We start from the raw sequence: 20,912 nt of genomic DNA, 5'->3' as shown, positions 1-20,912 counted from the left end.
TCTTTTGGACCGTGATGAACTGAGGGCCTGGCTGCGCCTGACCCTGTCCCCGGGCGTCGGCAACGAGGGTTCGCGCAAATTGCTGGCCACCTTTGGCTCGGCCCAGGCCTTCTTTGAACAGAGCCCGGCCACACTGAAGCAGCTTGGCAGCGACAGGCTTGAGCGCGCCCTGCTCGACGAGCCACCAGCACTGATGGAACTGCTGCAGACCACACTTGACTGGCTGGCTGCGGCCGGTGACCGGAAGGTGGTCACGCTGGGCGATGCGGCCTACCCGGCCAGCCTGCTGAACATTGCAGACCCACCGATCGTGCTTTACATGATGGGTAGGCTGACCATGCCATCGGCCGCGGCTGCAGCCGGGCTACGCATCGCCATCGTCGGCAGCCGCAACCCCACACCGCAGGGCGAAATCAACGCACGTCAATTTGCCCGTTCATTCGGCGCTTCTGGCATGTGTGTGGTGTCGGGCCTGGCCATGGGCGTGGATGGCGCAGCGCATGACGGCGCACTGCTGGGCGGCGGTACCACCATCGCCGTCGTCGGCACCGGCCTTGACCGCGTCTACCCGAAAAAGCACCTCGACCTGGCCCACCGCATTGCAGCACAGGGCATGATCATCAGCGAGTTCCCTTTGGGCACGCCACCCCTCAGCGCCAACTTTCCCAAACGCAACCGCATCATCTCCGGCCTGTCGCAGGGCACGCTGGTCATCGAGGCCGCGCTCAAGTCGGGCTCGCTGATCACGGCACGCATGGCGACCGAGCAGGGCAAGGAGGTGTTTGCGATTCCCGGCTCCATCCATTCGCCGCAATCGCGCGGCTGCCACTGGCTGATCAAGCAGGGCGCCAAGCTGGTCGAAAACGCGGAAGACGTGCTGGAAGAACTTCAGTTGCCCGTGACGCGCCAGATTGAAGGCGACACGGATGAAGACGATGAAGCCAGCGAAGCCACACCTGCCGATCAAGGCTTTATGTCCGCCCTGGGTTTCGACGTGGTCAGCCTGGACGCGCTGCAGGCCCGCACCGGTTTGCCGACACCCGAACTGCAGGCAAAACTGCTGGAGCTTGAACTCGACGGCGTGTTGACACGCCTTCCCGGCGGCCTGTTCCAGCGGATGACCAGGGCCTAGGCCGCCAGCTTTTCCGCAGCGGCCCCGCCGTTGCGGAAGTCGTGCATCAGGCCCGCCCACTGCAGGCGCGCAGTCTTCAGGTTGCGCGCCTTCACATGGCCATAACCCTTGATAAGTTCGGGGATGCGCGCAATCTCCAGCGCCGTCGCATGGTTGGCTTCACTGAGCGCCGGCAGCAGGCTCTCGATGCTGGTCTTGTACTCTTCAATCAGCGCGCGTTCGGTCTTGCGTTCTTCGGTCCTGCCGAAGATATCGAAAGCCGTGCCGCGCAACCCCTTGAGTTTTGCCAGCACCCTGAACCCGGTCAGCATCCACGGGCCGAACTTCTGCTTCTGCAATTCACCCTTGTCGTTCTGCTTCGCGATGATGGGCGGTGCGAGGTGGTAATTCAGTTTGAAGTCACCCTCAAACATGGCATTGACCTTGTTCAGGAAGGTGGGGTCGGTGTGCAGGCGCGCAACCTCGTACTCGTCCTTGTACGCCATCAGCTTGAACAGGTACTTCGCAACATTTTGCGCCAGCAGTTTTTTGCCCAGCGGCGCTTCAGCCTGCTCTACACGCCGCACGAATTGTTCATAGGCCTGTGCGTAGGCAGCGTCCTGATACGCCGTCAAAAATTCCACACGCTTCGCCACCAGTTCGTCCAGCCCCTGGCGTGCAGCCGGCATGGCAATGACCTGTGCGGATGCATAGAGGCGCTCAACCGAAGCCAGGTCATGCGCGGCACGGCGGCCCCAGGCAAAAGCCATCTTGTTTTGCTCGATGGCCACGGCGTTGAGTTCTATCGCACGGCTCAGCGCTTCCAGCCCGAGAGGAATCCAGCCCTTTTGCCAGGCGTAGCCCAGCAGCATGGGGTTGGCATAAATGCTGTCGCCCATCAGTTTGGTTGCAGCTGTGTCGGCATCAAACGCGCCCACACCACCCGCGCCCACGGCCTTGCTGATCTCGGCCTGGCAGGCGCTGCCGGGGTTGACCCAACCGCCGTTGTGCACGAATGACGCTGTCGGTGCGCTGTGCGAATTCAGCGCCACATGCGTGCGGCCCTCGCGCATGCGGGCCATGGTTTCCTTGTTGGCGGTGACTATGGGGTCGCAGCCGATGATGAGGTCGGCGCTGGCCGTGCCGACACGCGTGGTACAGATGCCGTCGGGCCGATCGCTGATGAGCACATGGCTCCAGGTGCTGCCGCCCTTTTGCGCCAGGCCCGCCGCATCCTGCGTGATGATGCCCTTGCCTTCAATGTGCGCAGCCATGCCCAGCAGCTGGCCTATGGTGATCACACCAGTGCCGCCCACGCCGGCCACGACGATGCCCCACAGCGGGTGATCGGCGCCCAGTACGGGAAGCACGGGTTCTGGAATCTCACCGCCTTCGAACGGGTTGAATTTTTTGTCGGTCTTCGACTTCTTCTTGAGCTGGCCGCCTTCGACCGTGACGAAGCTCGGGCAAAAGCCCTTCACACACGAGAAGTCCTTGTTGCAGGTGCTCTGGTTGATCTGGCGCTTGCGGCCGAATTCGGTCTCCAGAGGTTCGACGCTCATGCAGTTGGACTGCACGCTGCAGTCGCCGCAACCCTCGCACACCAGCTCGTTGATGACGACACGCGCGGCCGGATCGACCATGGTGCCGCGCTTGCGCCGGCGGCGCTTCTCCGTCGCACAGGTCTGGTCGTAAATAATGATGGTGGTGCCTTCGATCTCGCGGAACTCGCGCTGTATCGCATCGAGTTCATCGCGGTGGTGCACCGTCACCCCGTCGGCGAGTTTCACCCCGTCGTACTTTTCAGGCTCGTCGGTGACCACAACGATCTTTTTGGCGCCCTCAGCTTTCACCGAGTGCGATATCTGCACCACCGAGTGTCCTTCGGGCCGCTCGCCAACCTGCTGCCCGCCCGTCATGGCGACCGCGTCGTTGTAGAGGATTTTGTAGGTGATGTTCACACCCGCCGCAATGCTCTGGCGTATCGCCAGCAGCCCGCTGTGGAAGTAGGTGCCGTCACCGAGGTTGGTGAACATGTGCTTGTCGGTCGTGAAGGGCTGCTGGCCAACCCATGGCACGCCCTCGCCGCCCATCTGCGTGAAGCCCAGCGTGCTGCGGTCCATCCACAGCGCCATGTAGTGGCAGCCTATGCCGGCCATCGCGCGTGAGCCTTCGGGCACCTTGGTCGAGGTGTTGTGCGGGCAGCCCGAACAGAACCAGGGCGTGCGTTCACTGTCGACGACCACCGTGGTCAGCGACCTCTCCTTGGCCTCGATCACGGCCAGGCGTGCATCAATGCGCGCCAGCATGTCGCCGTCAAGCTTGAGCTTTTTCACGCGCGCGGCCAGCGCCTTGGCAATCAGGGCCGGCGACAGATCGGCATTGGCGCGCAGCAGCGTATTGGCCGACGGGTTGGGCATGCTCCACTCGCCACCCTGGTGGTCGCCGGAGTCATCAAACTTGCCGACGATGTTGGGCCGCACGTCGGCCCGCCAGTTGTAGAGCTCTTCTTTCAGCTGATATTCAATGACTTGGCGTTTTTCTTCGACCACCAGGATTTCCTGCAGGCCGGTGGCGAACTCGCGCGTGAGTTGTGCCTCCAGCGGCCAGACCACGCCCACCTTGTGCAGGCGTATGCCCAGCTGGCGGCAGGTCGCGTCGTCCAGGCCAAGATCCATGAGGGCCTGGCGGGTGTCGTTGTAGGCCTTGCCGCTGGCGATGATGCCGAATCTGTCATTCGGGCCTTCTATCGCGTTGTAGTTCAGGCGGTTGGCGCGTATGTATGCCAGCGCGGCGTACCACTTGTAGTCGAAGAGGCGTTTTTCCTGGTCCAGCGGCGCATCGGGCCAGCGGATGTGCACGCCGCCTGGCGGCATTTCAAAATCGGTCGGGATCTTGATCTGCACACGCTCGGGGTCGATCATGGCGCTGGCCGATGACTCGACGATTTCCTGGATGGTTTTGACACCTGCCCAGACACCGGCGTAACGGCTCAGCGCTATCGCGTGCAGGCCGAGGTCGAGAATTTCCTGCACCGTGGCGGGAAAGAAAACCGGCAGGCCGCAGGCCTTGAAGATGTGGTCGCTCTGGTGCGCGGCGGTCGAGCTTTTGGAGATGTGGTCGTCACCGGCAATCGCAATCGCGCCGCCCCAGGGCGTGGTGCCAGCCATGTTGGCGTGCTTGAAGACGTCGGATGTGCGGTCAACACCCGGGCCCTTGCCGTACCAGATGCCGAAGACGCCATCAAACTTGTTGGTGCCGGGCGGTGCAAAGCCCAGTTGCTGGGTGCCCCAGACGGCGGTGGCAGCCAGCTCTTCATTGACGCCGGGCTGAAAGACGATGTTTTGCGCCTTCAGGTATTTGGCGGCTTTCCACAGCGCCTGGTCGTAGTTGCCAAGCGGTGAGCCGCGGTAACCGGAAATAAAACCCGCCGTGTTCTTGCCCTGCTGTTTGTCGCGCAGCTGCTGCAGCATGGGCAGCTTGACCAGCGCCTGGACACCGCTCATGAAGGCGTGGCCATAGTTGAGGCTGTATTTGTCGTCGAGCGTGACTGTCTCTAAAGCCTTGCGGATGTGTTCCGGCAGTGGGGCGTTCATGCTGCAGCTTTCGTTTTGACATGCTCGACGCCAAATACACAGTCGGCCGCGCCGCCTGAATACTTGTACCTTTGGTAAAAGCCGCTTCGCGACTTTTCGTCCAGCATGACCATCTCGAGGGCCTTGCGAATGTGTTCAGGTAGCGGCGCGTTCATCGTTTGTCTCCGGGTCGGACGTGCGGGGGTGGGGCGGTTTCACTGATTTCCAGAGGCCAAAAATCGTGAATCTCTAGCGCAAAGTGTATGCAGAATGAGCAGATAAGTCATTGCGTTCTTTGCCCCGATTTGGCTATCATGCGCAAGATTCTTTCGTTTAATAGTCATTTATGGAAACACTGGACAAGTTTGACATCGCCATCCTGCAAAACCTGCAGACCGACGCGCGGCTCACCAATGCCGAGCTGGCCTCACGCGTCGGCCTGTCGGCGGCGCCGTGCTGGCGGCGGGTGCGCGCGCTGGAAGAAGCCGGCTACATCACCGGCTACCGGGCCGAAATCAACCGCCACAAGATAGGCCTGGGCGTTCTGGCCTTTGTGCGGCTGGACACCGAGCGCACCACTGGCGACGCCACGCGCCAGCTGGAGGACGCAATCAAGAAGCTGCCCGAGATCGTCTCCTGCCATTACATCAGCGGCAACGGCACGTTCGAGCTGCAGGTGATGGCCGAAGACCTCGAAGCCTTCAGCAAGTTTGCGCTGCATCGGCTGATCAACATGCCGAATGTGAAAGACATACACACCAGCTTCTCGCTGGGCGAGGTCAAGGCCAGCAGCGCGCTGCCGCTGGCGCACCTGTCAGCGCGCCTGAAGTGATTTTGCCTGGCGGCTTAGAGCAATTTTGCTATTAATTAAGTAGCTGCTCACGCTCGTCTTTATTGGCCTACAGCCGATTTAAGGCTTGAAAATAACCCATTTTTGGTCATTTTTGTGCTCTGGGCAGACTGAAAACAAGCTCAAATCCTGAAAAGTTAATATGGAACTAAACTTTTCGATATTTTTTAACGTACACGCTAATTTTTTAATGTTCACGTCAAGTTTCAATCCAGACGTCTGGCCGGTAACCGGCCACCACAGGCTGGCTCACTCCCGCACACAACGCACCACCAGCGGCACCAGCAGGTAACGCAGGATGGCTTCGCGGCCTGTGGGGCCGAGGCCGAATTCGGCTTTCATGCGGGGGTTGCTGTAGAAGGCCTGATCGCCCGTGCCGCCGGCGTCGCGGTACAGCACGTCGTTGACGCGCGAGCCATTGAGCCCCACGCTGTTGTCGATAAAGCGCGCGCGAAAGTCGACGCCGGCTTCACAGCGATAAAACGGCGCTTCGGGCTGGTTGCCCGGGCCTGCGCAGGCGGTGAGCAGGCTGGCGGACAACACGGCGGCGATTCGGGCAGTGGCTGGGTTCATGGACGTTCCGGAAAAGTAAAAGCTGTCCCTATCGCGGCCACAGCACCCAGAGTTGCAGCGGCTGGTTCATGCGTGAAGCGAACTCGCCTGCCTCGGGTCCCGTGCCGGCAAAGTAGTCGGCCCTCACCGCACCGACGATGGCGCTGCCGGTGTCCTGCGCAAAGACCAGCCTCTGCAGGCTGACCACGCTGCCGCGCGAGGCCAGCCATACCGGTGTGCCGTAGGGAATGCTGCCGGGGTCGACCGCAATCGAGCGGCCGGGCGTGAGCGCCACGCCCTGGGCGCCGCGCGGACCGAAAGCGGCATCGAGCTCGCTCAGCGGCTCTTCGCGGAAGAAGACGTAACGCGGGTTGGTCCAGAGCATGGTCTGCACGCTTTGCGGGTTTTGCGCAGCCCAGGCCTTGGTCGATTCGGTCCATGGCGCGCCAATGCGCACGCCGCGCTCGGTCAGCCATTGCGTGGGGCTGCGAAAGGGCTGGTCGTTGGTGCCTGCAAATGCCACGCGCACCACGCGCTGCGAACCGTCGGGTTCAAGCACGCTCAAACGGCCCGAGCCCTGGATGTGCAGCGACATGGCATCGACCGGGTCGGCCAGCCAGGCGATCTCGCGGCCGCGCAATGCGGCGCGCGCTTCGGGCAGGGTGTCAATCTCCTGCCGGGAGTACCAGGGCTTGCGGCTGCCAAGGCCGGCAGGTGTGCGATACAGGGGCACGTCGTAGCCAGGGCCCTGCTGGCGGCTGGCCTTGAGCAGCGGCTCGTAGTAGCTGGTGAGCTGGCCGCCCACCGGGCCATTCAGCGACTCGACGCGGTAGGGCCGCAGGCGGCTGGTCATCCACGCACGCTGCTCTTCCGCCGAGGCGATGCTCAGGCGCCTGACCTCGCCGCACAGGGGGGCGAAGGTGGCTCCGGGGCGCTCGCAGCTTTTCAGCCAGGCGTTCCAGGCCTCGAACAGTTTGTCGTCATCAAAGCCGGGCAGATCAGACCAGCGCACAGGCACCCAGCGGCTTTTGGCTTGCGTGATGGAAGGCGGCAGCGATCCGTCATCGCCCGGCCGGGTCGTTGTTGTTACCGGGCCTGAAGGCACAAACACCGGGCCAGGGCCGGAAGCGCATGACCACAGCAGAAAGCTGGTCGCGATAATGGCGGCTGTTTTTGCAACTTCCTGAAAGCGTGTGATGGCCCTGCTCTTGCTTGAAGCCCTGGGAGCACTGGTTCTGCTGGTGTTCATTGTGTGGTGGACGATGTTCTCTGGCCGCAAGAATGGTGAACTGAAAACCGGTGAGGACGACAAACCCGGTGAAGACAAAAACAATCAGGGTTGAATGGTACGCATCAGATTGGCCAGTTCGACCGCCGATTTGACGCCCATCTTGTCGAACACACGGGCGCGGTGCACTTCCACCGTCCGCACGCTGATATCCAGTTGATCGGCCACCAGCTTGTTGGGCAGGCCGCCCACCACAAGCTTCATCACATCACGCTCACGCTCGGTCAGGCCGTCCAGCCGCGCCTGCAGGCTGCTGGATTCGCTGTGTTCTGCCAGCGCAGCAGCAGAGTGCTGCAGTGCCTGCTCGATGCGGTCAACCAGCGCGTTGTCTGAAAAAGGCTTTTCGCAAAAATCAAAAGCGCCGCGCTTGACGGCAGCCACCGCCGTCGGCACATCGGCATGGCCTGTCAAAAAAATCACCGGCAGCGTGGGCTGCAGGCCGTAGGCAATCAGCTTTTCAAACATGGCCAGGCCGCTGAGGCCCGACATGCGCACATCCAGCAGCACACAGGCCGGCGACGTCACCGCAAAGCTGCCGCTGATGTGCGTATCAAAGGCCTCACCGCTGTCAAACGCCTCGCTGTGCAGGCGGCGTGAGCGCAGCAGCCAGGCCAGGGCGTCACGCACGCCGGCGTCGTCATCGACGATGTACACCGTGGCATTTTTTACAGGCTCCATGGTCGTCTCCCGGGGCTGGTCAGGCACTAAGGCCTTGCCTGGCCGCAGGTGCGGCTTCAGGCAGGGTGAAAGTAAAAATCGTACCGCGCGGCTGGCCGGGCTCAAAGCCCAGGAAGCCGCCGTGCTGCTCGATGACTGTACGGCAAAGCGAGAGGCCCAGGCCCATGCCCTCGACCTTGGTGGTGAAAAATGGGGTGAACAGCTGCGTGGCGACGTCGGGCGAGATGCCCTCACCCTGGTCAATGACCGCAAACTCCACCCAGCGGCTGCGCTCATTGAATGCGGCCGGCCTGACCCTGAGCGTGAGCACGCGGTCTGCGGCATGCCTGCCCGCAGAAGGTGAATCGGCCATGGCCTGCATGCCGTTGCGCGACAGGTTGAGCAGCACCTGCTCGACCATGGTGCGGTCGCACAGCACTGGGCCACACGAAGGATCAACGTCAATCACCACATTGACCGAAAGTTTGCGCGCCTGCAGGCTGACCAGCGGCATCACGGCGTCAAGCAGGGCGCGCGGCTGCACGGCTTCGCGCGCCTGGTCGCGGCGGCGCACGAAGTCATGCACGCTCTTGATGACCTTGCCCGCGCGTTCGGCCTGCTCGGCGATGCGGTTCATGGCGACCTGCAGGTCACTGGACAGCTCATTCGCAGGCTCGGCAAGCTGCGCGGCTTCACCCGGTTTGCGGCCATGACTCTGGGCCGCAAGCTCATGGCTGGACTGGTCCTTGAGCAGGTTGAGCGAGCCCGTGGCGTAACTTGAAATCGCGGCCAGCGGCTGGTTGAGTTCATGGCTGAGCAGCGACGCCATCTCGCCCATCATGGCCAGCCTGGCCGTGGCCTGCAGGCGCTCCTGGCTGGCGCGCGAAACCTCTTCGACGCGGCGCTGCTCACTGACATCAAGAATCGCGCTCATCCAGCCGGTGTGCTTGCCGACGGCGTTGATGAGCGGCGCCTCCATGATGAGCACCGGAAAGCGCGTGCCGTCAGGCCGTATGAAGACCGACTCATGGCCTTCGCGCGGCAGGTTGTTGCCGGCCAGCCTGATGGCCTGCCGCTGCAGATAGGTCTCGGCCAGCTCGGGCGGCCAGTAGGGTGAGGGAAAGCTCTGGTGCAGCAGGTCTTTGGCCTCTATGCCCACCATCTGGCAGAACGCCGGGTTGACATAGGTGATGCGGCCCGAGAGGTCGCGCGCGCGCAGGCCCGTCAGCACGGAATCCTCCATCGCCTTGCGAAAGGCCAGCGCCTCGCCGAGATCGTGCTCGACTTTCAGGCGGCGGCGCATGTCACGCGCCAGCAAGAACAGAACCGCCATCAGCGCCACGGACATCGCTGTCACCAGCGCCGTCAACACATTGGGAAAGTAATCCGGTGTGCCGCGCCGGCTTTCAAGGCGCAGCACCAGCGTGTTGCCGGGCAGGTCCAGCAGTTGCTGGGCGATGAAGACACGGCTGCCGCGCGAGGTGGTGCCGTGCAAGGCCAGCCGGGTGCCGTCAGCCTCTGTGAACGCCAGGCTCTCGCTGCGGGCGAGCTGCTTGTTGACCAGTTCCGCCAGCACGTCCTGCAGCGAATAGGTGGCCACCGCATAGCCCTCAAGCCTGCCTGCGACCATGATGGGCATGCACATGTCCAGCATTTCAAAGCCCAGCCCATCGGATTGCGGCATGAAATAACTGGCGGAATACGCCGCGCCGCTCAACCTTTTTGACGTGCTGCAGGCCAGGGTGACATCGGACTGCGTGCTGCCACGCCCCAGGCGCTCAAACACCGGAGCGCGGTAGGGTGTGTCGGCAAAGGCCGTCATGCCGAGGTCTTCGTCGCGCCATTCGATGCGCATGATCTCGCGGTTCTCGCGCAGCAGATCGTTGGCCATCACACGCCAGGTCGCGGTGCCGGGTTCGGAGGATTGAAGGGCCTGCATGCTCTGGATATTGCGGGTGAAACCGGTACGGATGTCGGTCACAGCCTCTGCGGCATCGCGTTCCAGCCGCTGTTGAATCTGGCTGGCCTCATAACGGCCCGAAAGCCACACCAGCGTGCCCAGCATGCCCACCACCAGGGCCAGAAGCAGAATCCACAGCACCCAGCGCCGGAAGCCCGCCTGCCGGCTGATCCACTTGAGGGCGATCAGCCGCCTGAAAAACGGCGACGCAGACTTCACAGCACCCTGTGGCCCATGGCTGGCAGGCGCGTGCGGTCTGCATCCATGTCGGCCCTGTTCACATCTGCCATCACGACACCGGCGCCTTCCTCACGCCGGGCAAGAACATCGCCCCACGGACTCACCACCATGCTGTGGCCCCAGGTGCGGCGCCCGTTTTCATGCGTTCCGCCCTGCGCTGCGGCCAGCACGTAAGCCAGGTTTTCTATGGCCCTGGCGCGCAGCAAAACCTCCCAGTGCGCCTGTCCGGTCGTGAAGGTGAAGGCGCTGGGTACCAGCAGCAGGTCGGCCCTCAGCGCGCGGTAAAGCTCGGGGAAACGCAGGTCATAACAAATGCTCAGGCCCACGCGGTAGGTGTGGCCGTCCATGGATGGCAAATCAAACGCCACGGGCTCACGGCCGGCATCCAGCACGCGCGACTCGTCGTAACTTTCACGCCCGTTATTGAAGCGGAAAAGATGGATCTTGTCGTAACGCGCAGCGACCTCGCCGGACGGCCTGTAAACCAGTGTGGTGTTGGTGACTCGCTCAGGGTTGCCTGTGGCCAGAGGCAATGTGCCGCCAGCGATCCACAGCTTGAGGTCTTTCGCACAAGCAGCCAGAAAGTCCTGCATCAGGCCCGCGCCGGGCTCCTCGGCAAAGGGCAACTTGTCGGTGTCCCTGAAGCCCAGCAGCCAGAAATATTCGGGCAGCACAGCGAGCTCTGCGCCCTGGGCTGCCGCTTCTTCAAGCAATTGCCGGGCTGCCGCAAGATTGGTCTTTACATCGGCCGAAGACACCATCTGGATAGAAGCAACTTTCACGGCTTGCGCTCCACTTTTGTGATTTTCGGGTCGGCCCAGCTGCCGTCGATATGGAACTCCTGCGTGGTGGCCTGTATGAGCGGACGCCGCAGGAAATACTGCGCAAGAAAACTGCCCAGACCTATCGCCGGGTTGATGACGGTGGCGATGAGGGAGGCCGTACCCGCGTTGATTTCAGGCACCACGACGACCTTGATGTCCTGCGTTTCCTTCGCGATATCGGCACTGCCCTCCATCAGCACTGCGGCATTCACGCCCTTCATCTGCAGGTTGTTGGTGGCCGCCACACCCTGGGCTATGTTGACGTCGCCGCGCACAAAGTCAAATGCAAAGCCTTCCGAAAACACATCGCGGAAATCCAGCGTCAGGCGGCGCGGAAGTGACTGCAGGCTGAGCACACCGAGCAGCTTGGCGATGCCAGGGTCAGCCTTGAGAAACTGGCCCGACTCGATGTTGACATTGAACTGGCCGTTCATGCTGGGGTAATCAAGGCTGAGCGGCGAGCCCATCCATGCGACCTGGCCTTCCATCCTGCCTTTGCCGCGCCTGACCACGTCGGCCATGCCAAAGCGCTTGAGCAGCTCGCCAGAATCGGAGATGTCCAGCTTGAAGTTCATCACCGTGCGGCGCCTCTCCGCCGCAACTCTTGCCGCCCGCTGCGCAACAGGACCTGTGCCCGGGGCCTGCGCATTGACAGCCACCCAGTTGCCTGTTGCAGTGAGCACGGCCTCAGGCAGGATGACATTGAACTTGTTCAGCCGCCACTCCCGTACACCGCCATCCCGCGCAATCACCGACGCACCACGGTTGACTGCCTCGATCTCGATGCGGCCCAGTTTCTTGCCGCGCAGTTCAAGGTCTTCAACCACGATGTCGAGTGCGGGAATGCTGGCAGGTTGCTCCTCCAGCAGGTTCTCGACATCGGTCGCATTGCCCTGTCCGAGGCTGAGCCGTGACAGCCTTGCATACAGGCGGCCCGCGCCCTGACCGCCCGGCTGGCGGAACTCGACGTAACCATTGAGTTCAACGGCAGAGACATTGGCGCGCCAGTTCAGGCCCTCGCGAAAAGCGCCAACCACCACGTCGTTCAGCTTGCGCCCGTCCACCACCAGCTCTCTGGCGCGAATCGCCAGCTGGTTGGGCAGGTAAGCCAATGCAGCACCTGAAGAAAACCCGCGTCCGGCAACCGCCGCACCGGCGGAAGGAGCAGCCAGCGCAGCGGGTTCGGCGAGCACTTTTTCCCACGCATCGATATCGGCCCTGGCCAGGTTGATATTGGCGGCCACACCGCTTTCAGGCACCTGCACGGCCTCGCCGGGCTCGAGCCCGACGCCGACGCTGCCCCGGATCACGCGCGTCTCCGTACCGCTGACGTCGCGAACATACGCAATCGAGGCAAGCCGCCCTATCGACAGCGAAAGCTGGTCCTGCGGCTTTTGCCCCGGCAGCAGGGATTCCCGCAACAGCGCGTTTTCAAAACGCAGTGGCAGGATGGTCTCGGCCGGTTTGGCGAAAGGTGCCGGCAGATTGACGGCCAGGCCCTGCAGGTTGCTGGTCACCATGACCTCCGGCACACCGCGCCGGAAACCTATCGTCGCCGTGTAGGCCGCGCCGCCTGTGGCGTGCTGCGCCAGGCGTGATACAAGGCCCATGTCTTTGGCCTGCCGTAAACCCTCGGCCGTCAGATTGCCCTGGGCCCTGAAAACCACGCTGGCCTCACCTGCGCCCGCAGCTCGCGCCGCACCGTCAAAACGGACATCCCCGCCCAGCAGCCTGGCCTGCGCGACCGGGACGTTGAACCCCTTTTCGCTGAAGGCCACAACGCCCCTGAGCCGCGACAACATGGGTGAGGCCGGCGTGAACTGCACATCGTTGCCGGGCAGGGAAACCGTGCCCTGTACCTTCGTTTTTTCGACCTCGTTCAGGGGAATGTTCAGGCGCAGACCGTAGCTGGCCGCACCGCTGCCCACAGCCTTGGCCAGCACCTGGTCCGTCATCATGGCCAGGGGCGATGCATTGACGAACCCCAGTGCATCGGTGAGCGGGCCCTTGATGCTGGCGTTGAGTTCTACTGTCGCAGCGCGCATCAGATCGGGAATTCGCGCATCGGCCCTGACCAGTTGCAGGCCATTGAAAGCCGCCACCCTGGCTGTCGCGTTATTGACTTCAAGCGAGGCGCGGTTGAATACCAGTTCCCCCTGGACATCGCCCAGGCCAGGCCAGGTTTGCGCATCCCTGCCCTGCGCGGACGCGGGAACATAGACAAACGTACCGTTTTTGACCTTGGCCGTGACCTTGAATTCACCGCGTGCGGGGTTGGAGAAGGGGATCTCGTCGACCGGGCCCCTGACCCTGAACTTCACGTCGCTGACATCACCGTGCACCACGGCATCGCGCACATAGTGGCGCACCCTGTCGGGCAGGACCAGCGGCAGGTAGCGGTGTACCCGTGCGCCGTTGCCGCGGGCCAGGCTGCCCTGCAGGTCTATCACCCCCAGGGAACCCGCCTCCCCCGACTGCCAGCCCAGTTGCGCAACGCCCTCGGCATCATCGCCCGAGAACTTGATGTTGCGCAGCTGTGTTTCGATTTTTGCGCCTGCGGTCTTCCACTGGGCGTCCATGGACAGGCTGTTGAGGGTGATGCGGGGGTCTTCAAAAATACCGGGTACGTCGATAAAGCCGCGCGCGATGCTCACAGCGGCCTTGCCGCCATCCTGTGTCACGTCAAAATCCACAGCTGCGCCGCTGACACCAGGCCGGCCGGCGTGCGGATGCGAGGCAGTCGACGGAAGCGCCGAGGGCACGGCCGAAAGCTCAAGGCCAGTGACCCGCCCCCTGGCCGCATAGCTCAAAGGACCCTCACGCGGCACTTGCCAGCGTGCGTCAATCGCCTCCACGAGCCCTTTGGGCGCGTAGGAAGACAGGAGTGAGTGGGTGGCGGTGCCCAGCGGCAGACGCGCCGCGATCTGCGCCACCGTGGCAAGATCAAGGCGATCAGCCTTCAACTCGCCCCTTTGTCCGGTTTTCCCCTGTGCGTCGGTATAAACCACTGCAAGGTTTCCACCCGGCCACTTCAGCCCGTCCCGGGTATTGAAGCGCAGTCCCTCGGTATTGAAATCAAAACCGTCTGCAATCTGCCGGCCGCCAAATCGCCCGTTCACGGACTCAATTGCCAGCGGCTGAAGGGTTTTACCCAGGCGCACATCCACGTCAGCCAGCGCCACGTCAAACGTACCGCCCGTGATCTGCCCCCGCTCAATATCAGCCCAGGCGCGCAGGCTGCCATTACCGGTCTTCAGGTCCATGCCCACGGCCTCAAGGCTGACGTATTCCTTGACCCGCGAGACATCGATCCGGCCGAATTCCGCAAACAATTGCCCCGACCATTCACTCCAGTCGCCCGGATTGCGGGACAGCAGCGGCTGCCTGAAAAGCCCGCGCACACTGAAGCGTTCACCCCATTGCGGCGGCGGCGTGGCGTCCACACGCATGTTGTGGCCGCGGCGGCTGTTGCGCAAAACGCCATCGACCTGCCCAAGCGCAAGGGTCGGTGCGCGGCGCAACTCGTCGGTCCAGCGTATGGTGCCGCCCTTGATGGACAGTTCGCGCTGCGAAAAGATCCAGTCCACGGCCTCGTGGTTATCAGCCCTGTTCTGCGACACGTCCAGTCCGCCGACATAAATTTTGCCGTCGGCCGTGCGGCGGATATCCAGTTCAGGCTGGTCGATATGCAATTGCTCGAAGCCCTTGCCCCACAAAGAGGTCGGCGACAGGGCTGCGAGCAGTCGGGGCAGGCGCAATGCCTCCCGCCCCTGCGGGTCGAGCAGCACCACGTCGCGCAACTCAAAAGAGGGAATCAGCCCTTCGGAGCGTGCGGTAATCTGGCCAATACGCACGGGCACACCGAGCGCTTTTGTCGCCTCCATTTCCAGCCTTGGGCGGAACTCCCCGATTCGCGGCACAATCCAGCCGTGCAGCAAGCCCCAGCTTGCAGTGAAAAGCAACCAGACTGCCAGGATGAACCAGACCAGAACGCGGGCCGACATAGCCAGCCACCGCATTCGCCGCAAGGCGGGGTGCGGCGCTGGGGTTGGCGATGCGGCTTTCGTCTCGGTCATGGGCATCAGAATTATGACCCCCGGCGCCACCCTGGCCGGTCAGGCGCGGTGAAGTTTTGTGAAGTAGTGTGATGCCCACTGGTCAAGACACCCCATCCAGCGCCATTGTCCACGTGCAGCCTGACGCCGATCTGGCAGCTTATTCGCGATTTGTGCAGCGCATCAGGCGACGCTACGACACCCGGATGGGCCTGCTGCCTCCAGGCGAACCGGTGCGCGCTTCGATGGAAAAGGCGCTACAGGCCCTGCTGGCCGACGGCCTTGAAACCGGGGCCGCCCTGAGGATCGTGAGGCAGCTGGTCATGGAAAGGCTGGTCGTCATCGACTGTGGCCGCGGTACGGCTGATCGCGTCACCCTGACCATGGTGACGCGGGCCATGACGGAACTTGCAGAGCTGGCCCTTGATGTCGCCGCGACTGAATCGCGCAGGGTGCTGGATGAACTTCATGGCCAGCCCCTGGCCAATACAGATAAAGACAGGGCCGGCGCCGCGGCAGACTCAGCCTGCGCCCAGCTCTGGGTCGTCGGCATGGGCAAACTGGGGGCACGCGAGCTCAATGTCTCAAGCGACATAGACCTCATCTACGTTTACGACAGCGACGGTGAAACCGCTGGCAGGGCCGATGGACGCGGCCGTATTTCAAACCACGAATTTTTCTCGCAACAGGTCAGGGCGATGTACGGGCTGATCGGCGAGACCACGGAGCACGGCTTTGTGTTCCGGGTCGACCTGGCCCTCAGGCCCAACGGCAACTCGGGGCCGGCAGCGATTTCATTCAATGCGCTGGAAGAGTATTTCCAGGCGCAAGGCCGCGAATGGGAACGTTTTGCCTGGCTCAAGAGCCGTGTGGTCGCGCCGCTGGCCTGCATCAAAAGCGGCTCGGCCCAGGCCTTGCGCGGCCTCATACTGCCCTTCGTTTTCAGGCGCTACCTCGACTACAACGTCTTTGACGCCCTGCGCATCCTGCATCGCCAGATCCGCGAACATGCCGCCAAACGCTGCGCCGGCCACCCGGAACGCGCCAATGACGTCAAGATTTCCCGCGGTGGCATCCGCGAGATCGAGTTCACCGTGCAACTGCTGCAAGTGGTGCGCGGCGGCCAGTTCCCCGAACTTCGTACCCGCCCGACTGTGGATGCGTTGCATCGCCTTGCGAAGGCCGGGCTGATGCCGCAGGAAACGGCCGAAGCCCTTGAACGTGCCTATGTGTTTTTGCGCCATGTCGAGCACCGTATCCAGTACCTCGACGACCAGCAGACACACGTGCTGCCTACCAATGACGATGATCTGGCGTGGATAGCGCAGACCATGGGCTATGCCAGTTGCTGCCCCTTCCTCAGCGAACTCGACGCCCACCGCGAACTGGTCGCCGGAGAATTCGACAAGCTGCTGGGCGGTAAAAAGGAGTGCAAGGGCTGCGTCAAGGGCTCGGCCACAGCGCCCCCCCTCCTCGATGAGCTTCTGGACAACCTGTCGGAGCAGTGGCCCACCCGGTTCCGTGCACGGCTGGCGCAGTGGCGGCAGCATCCCAAAGTGCTGGCCCTGCGCGATGACTCACGCGCACGCCTGACACAACTGGTGCAGCGCACGGCACAGTGGCTGGCGGCAGGTACGGTCACCGAAGATGCCGCCCTGCGCATCATGGACTGGATGGAGCCCCTGCTCAGGCGCGAAAGCTACCTGGCACTGCTGCTTGAGCGGCCTGCAGTGCATGAGCGGCTGCTGCGCCTCCTGGGCGCCGCAAAATGGCCAGCACGTTACCTGCTGCAGCACCCCGGTGTGATTGATGAACTGGCCAGTGAAGAGTTGCTTCGCGAGCGTTTTAATGCCACCGGTTTTGCCGGCGAACTGCAGGCCCGCCTCGCCTCCCTCAAGCGCACCGGCGAAGACGACGAAGAAACCTGCCTCAATCTGCTCAGGCGCGCGCACCATGCCGAAGTCTTCCGCACGCTGGCCAGGGATGTGGAAGGCGTACTGACTGTCGAGCAGGTTGCCGACGACCTGAGTGCACTGGCCGAGGTGATTCTGGCCATCACCACTGACTGGTGCTGGCAGCGCCTGAAGAACCGCCACCGCGAGGTTCCGCAATTTGCCATCATTGCCTACGGAAAACTCGGCGGCAAGGAACTCGGCTACGGCAGCGACCTCGACATTGTTTTTGTCTACGAAGACGAGCATGAGCAGGCGCCCGAGATTTACGCGGCCTTCGTGCGCAAGCTCATCAACTGGCTCACGATCAAGACGGCCGAAGGCGATCTTTTCGAGATTGACACCGCGCTCAGGCCCAACGGGAACTCAGGCCTGCTGGTCACCAGCTTTGATGCCTACACCCGGTACCAGCAAGGGCGCGGCAGCAACACAGCCTGGACATGGGAACACCAGGCCATGACAAGGGCGCGCTTTGTGCTGGGCTCGGAAGCACTTCGTGCAAGGTTCGAAAAGGTCAGGGAAAGCGTGATCACGGCACCCCGCGATGCCGTCCTGCTGCGCGATGAGATCGTCACCATGCGCAGCAAGGTGCGTGCAGCCCATCCGGTCAGGGGTGGCAAATTCGATGTCAAACACAGTGAAGGCGGCATGGTTGATGCCGAATTTGCTGTCCAGTTTCTGGTGCTGTCCTACTCTGGAGGGCATCCCGAACTGGTGCCAAATGTCGGCAACATCGCCTTGCTGCAGCGTGCGGAGGATGCCCGCCTGCTGCCAGCAGGTGTGGGCCGGAAAGCGGCTGACGCGTATCGTGAACTCAGGCGCATACAGCACCGCGCACGTCTCAACGAAGAGCCAACGCAGGTTGAGCCAGGTGTCCTGGATGGCGAGCGTTCGGCCATACGGCAACTTTGGCTGGCCGTCTTTAAAGACTGACAAATGGCATGGTTAAACCGGATGGCCGCCAGCCATCTGATTTAATCGTGCGCATCACGGCAATAAGCCTCACGATCGCCCGTATCTGCCGCCATCCTGCGGGAGGGCCGCGATCCGGCCCGCCGGCCAAAACCCCTCGGGAGCGAGCAGGAACCAGCGCATGAGAAGATTTCACCATCATGGCCCCGGCGGCCGGGGCGCGTTGCCGGCGGGCCGTACCGCATTTTTCATATTGCTGCTTGTTCTTGGCGGCTGCGCCGCCACTGCACCACCAGCAACCCTCCCCATTAACGCACCTCCCCAGTGGTACGCGACCCTGCCTTCCGCCAGCGCCACCAGCAGCGCCACGTCAAGCCTGCCGCACAACGGCAGCCTGACCAGCCTGTCGCAATGGTGGCGGCAGCAAAATGATCCCTTGCTGGTCGAGCTGATTGAAGCGGCCCAGAACGTCAGCCCTTCGGTCATCACGGCGCGCTCCAACATAGAGCAGGCGCAAGCCACCCGTGTCTCATCGGAAGCCAGCCTGCTGCCCAGTCTGGACGCCACTGCCAACATCAGTCGCAGCCAGTCGGGACCGATCAACCGCACGATACTGCCGCCTGCCAACGTCGCACAGGTCGGCCTGCAAACCAGTTGGGAGCTCGATTTGTTCGGCCAGAATCGCGCCAGCCTGGCTGCGGACAAGGAACGCTTCCAGGGCGCGGAAGCCCTCTGGCACGACGCCCGTGTATCGGTTGCAGCCGAAGTTGCCAACCAGTACTACAGCCGCAGGGCCTGTGAAAAGCTGTTGGCTGTCGCCACCGCGGACACGCAGTCACGCACAGACACAGCGCGGCTGACGGCGATGGTCGCAAAAGCCGGATTTGAAGCGCCCGCCACCGCTGCACTGGCGCGTGCCAGCGCCGCTGAAAGCAACAGCCGGCTGACGCAGCAGCGCGCGCTGTGCGATATAGACGTCAAGGCACTGGTGGCATTGACAGCGATCACGGAACCCCGGTTGCGTCAAAAACTGGCGCAATCCTCTGCCGACCTGCCGCAGCAACCCATCCCGGAAATATCCAGTGTTCCCGCAGAAGTCCTGGGGCAGAGACCGGATGTATTCAAAGCCGCAAGAGATCTGAGCGCCGCAAGCTTTGAAGTTGGAAGCGCGCGCGCCCAGCGTTACCCAAGGCTCAGCCTGGCGGGTTCCATCGCAACCAACCACGCAAAGTCACGAACCTTCACCCAGACCTACGATACATGGTCCATAGGTCCGCTGGCCCTGACTGTTCCGCTGTTCGACGGGGGTGCCAGCGAGGCCAACCTCGAAGCCGCCAAAGCCAGGTACGAAGAAGCAGCGGGCAAATATCGCGGAGCGGTGAGGCAGGCCGTACGAGAGGTTGAAGAGGCGCTTGTCAACCTGCAGAGCACTGCGGACAGGAGCGCCGATACCGTCGTGGCTGCAGAGGGCTACCGTGCATCCTTTGCCGGTACGGAGGCCCGATACAAAGCCGGCCTTGCCAGCCTGGTGGAACTGGAAGAATCCCGCCGCACCCTGCTGTCTGCGCAAAGTGCTGTAGTCAACCTGGACAAGGAGCGCCGAAGTGCCTGGATAGCGCTCTATCGCGCGCTGGGCGGCGGCTGGACCATCTCTGCGCCGCATGCCAACCCCATGGTGTTTGAAATCCCCGAATCTGCCCTGCCGGCATGGAACTGATCAAGAAACGCAAGCCATGAAAAAACCCGATTTCAATTTCAAGAGCAAGCCCGTCGTCATCGCCATCGTGGTCATGGCGGTGCTGGTCGTAGGCGCTGTGGCCCTGTTCTCCTCCAGGTCCGGCGCGGCGGACAAGAAAAAAAGTTCTCCCAAGCCTGCACTGACGGTCACCACCGTGCAACCCGGCAAACTCAGCCTGCCCATCAAGCTCGCCGCCAACGGAAGCATCACGGCCTGGCAGGAGGCCATCATCGGCAGCGAAGTGAATGGCTTGCGGCTGACCGAAGTGCGGGCGAATGTGGGCGACAAGGTGCGGGCAGGCCAGGTGCTGGCCGTTTTTGCACTGGAGTCAGTTCAGGCCGAAGTGGCCCAGAGCCGGGCCAGCCTGGCCGAAGCCGAGGCCAGCGCCGTCGATGCGGCCGGCAACGCAGAGAAGGCCCGCACACTACAAGCGAGCGGCGCACTGAGCGAGCAGCAGATCAACCAGTACATGACTGCAGAGAAGACGGCCAAAGCGCGGCTTGAGGCGGCCAGGGCCGTGCTGGCGGTGCAGCAGGTCAAACTCAAACAGACGCAGCTCCTGGCGCCGGACAACGGTGTCATTTCTGCGCGCACGGCAACAGTGGGGGCCGTTGTCGGCGCAGGCACCGAACTGTTTCGCATGATCCGCGGTGGCCGCCTTGAGTGGCGCGCAGAGGTGACCTCCAGTGAACTCGGGCGCCTGCCCGTCGGTACCGCCGCAACGGTGGTTGCCGCCAACGGCGTGGAGCTCAAGGGCAAGGTGCGCATGATTGCACCCACCGTTGACCCGCAAACCCGCGCTGCGCTGGTTTATGTTGACCTGCCCAGCAACACCGGCAAGCTGAGCCTGCCAGCGGGCAGCAAGGCGGGCGATACTGCGGCCGTTACCCAGATCACGGCACCGGTGACTGCAGGCATGTTTGCGAACGGCGAGTTTGACCTGGGTACGTCCAGCGCACTGACGATTCCACAGCAATCCGTCGTGATCCGCGACGGTTTCAGCTATGTGTTTGTGCTTGGACCGGACAGCCATGTCAGCCAGGTGAAGGTGCAGACCGGACGAAGGCTGGGCGACCGGGTTGAGGTCAGCTCCGGTATCAAGCCCGACGCAGAACTGGTCGCCAGCGGCGCTGGCTTTCTGAACGACGGTGATCTGGTCAGCAAGGTGGCGGCGCAGGCAACTGCAAAATAAAAAGAA

At 62.7% G+C, this 20,912-nt stretch carries 13 protein-coding genes; 5 read left to right on the top strand and 8 right to left on the bottom strand.

The features are described from left to right. The first annotated feature begins 4 nt into the window (after window positions 1–4). Window positions 5–1,132, top strand: a complete 1,128-nt coding sequence (gene dprA / locus HYX42_RS05855; protein WP_293400795.1) for a DNA-processing protein DprA — start codon at window positions 5–7, stop codon at window positions 1,130–1,132. Here the strand turns inward: dprA and HYX42_RS05850 are convergent. Beyond that, window positions 1,129–4,707, bottom strand: a complete 3,579-nt coding sequence (locus HYX42_RS05850) for an indolepyruvate ferredoxin oxidoreductase family protein (RefSeq protein ID WP_293400793.1) — start codon at window positions 4,705–4,707, stop codon at window positions 1,129–1,131. The two genes, dprA and HYX42_RS05850, sit on opposite strands and share 4 nt — an antisense overlap. Next, a complete protein-coding gene (locus HYX42_RS05845) occupies window positions 4,704–4,862 on the bottom strand; it encodes a hypothetical protein (protein ID WP_293400791.1) in 159 nt (52 codons plus the stop codon). Before HYX42_RS05845 ends, HYX42_RS05850 begins: the two co-directional genes overlap by 4 nt. 170 nt (window positions 4,863–5,032) lie before the next feature. Here HYX42_RS05845 and HYX42_RS05840 point away from each other — a divergent pair, with 170 nt between their 5' ends. After that, complete coding sequence (locus HYX42_RS05840; RefSeq protein ID WP_293400789.1) at window positions 5,033–5,518, top strand: Lrp/AsnC family transcriptional regulator; 486 nt, start codon at window positions 5,033–5,035, stop codon at window positions 5,516–5,518. Window positions 5,519–5,785: 267 nt separating this feature from the next. Here HYX42_RS05840 and HYX42_RS05835 read toward each other — a convergent pair whose 3' ends face one another. From HYX42_RS05835 to HYX42_RS05810, 6 genes are all read right to left on the bottom strand, one after another. After that, entirely contained in the window at window positions 5,786–6,109 is a 324-nt protein-coding gene (locus HYX42_RS05835; protein ID WP_293400787.1) for a hypothetical protein, read from the bottom strand. A gap of 28 nt (window positions 6,110–6,137) precedes the next feature. Next, entirely contained in the window at window positions 6,138–7,337 is a 1,200-nt protein-coding gene (locus HYX42_RS05830) for an MltA domain-containing protein (protein WP_293400785.1), read from the bottom strand. 84 nt (window positions 7,338–7,421) lie between these two features. Beyond that, complete coding sequence (locus HYX42_RS05825) at window positions 7,422–8,054, bottom strand: response regulator (RefSeq protein WP_293400783.1); 633 nt, start codon at window positions 8,052–8,054, stop codon at window positions 7,422–7,424. A 19-nt stretch (window positions 8,055–8,073) separates the two neighbouring features. Next, entirely contained in the window at window positions 8,074–10,179 is a 2,106-nt protein-coding gene (locus HYX42_RS05820) for an ATP-binding protein (protein WP_293400913.1), read from the bottom strand. 29 nt (window positions 10,180–10,208) lie between these two features. After that, window positions 10,209–11,015 carry a carbon-nitrogen hydrolase family protein gene (locus HYX42_RS05815; protein WP_293400781.1) on the bottom strand — a complete coding sequence of 269 codons (807 nt, stop codon included), beginning with the start codon at window positions 11,013–11,015 and terminating at the stop codon, window positions 10,209–10,211. Continuing rightward, window positions 11,012–15,133, bottom strand: coding sequence for a YhdP family protein (locus HYX42_RS05810; protein ID WP_293400779.1), 4,122 nt, complete (start codon window positions 15,131–15,133; stop codon window positions 11,012–11,014). The genes HYX42_RS05815 and HYX42_RS05810 overlap by 4 nt, the downstream gene beginning before the upstream one ends. Window positions 15,134–15,204: 71 nt before the next feature. Here HYX42_RS05810 and glnE point away from each other — a divergent pair, with 71 nt between their 5' ends. The 3 genes from glnE (at window position 15,205) to HYX42_RS05795 (ending at window position 20,906) form a co-directional block, all read left to right on the top strand. Further along, window positions 15,205–17,997, top strand: a complete 2,793-nt coding sequence (gene glnE, locus HYX42_RS05805) for a bifunctional [glutamate--ammonia ligase]-adenylyl-L-tyrosine phosphorylase/[glutamate--ammonia-ligase] adenylyltransferase (protein ID WP_293400777.1) — start codon at window positions 15,205–15,207, stop codon at window positions 17,995–17,997. Window positions 17,998–18,157: 160 nt separating this feature from the next. After that, a complete protein-coding gene (locus tag HYX42_RS05800; RefSeq protein ID WP_293400775.1) occupies window positions 18,158–19,693 on the top strand; it encodes an efflux transporter outer membrane subunit in 1,536 nt (511 codons plus the stop codon). Between the two features lie 16 nt (window positions 19,694–19,709). Then, window positions 19,710–20,906, top strand: coding sequence for an efflux RND transporter periplasmic adaptor subunit (locus tag HYX42_RS05795; RefSeq protein ID WP_293400773.1), 1,197 nt, complete (start codon window positions 19,710–19,712; stop codon window positions 20,904–20,906). Window positions 20,907–20,912: the final 6 nt, after the last annotated feature.

Origin of the sequence: Polaromonas sp. (genome assembly GCF_016185115.1) — a bacterium.
Taxonomy (GTDB): domain Bacteria; phylum Pseudomonadota; class Gammaproteobacteria; order Burkholderiales; family Burkholderiaceae_C; genus Polaromonas.
Note: the sequence above shows the minus strand (reverse complement) of the source record. Positions and strands in the feature narration are given on the sequence as shown.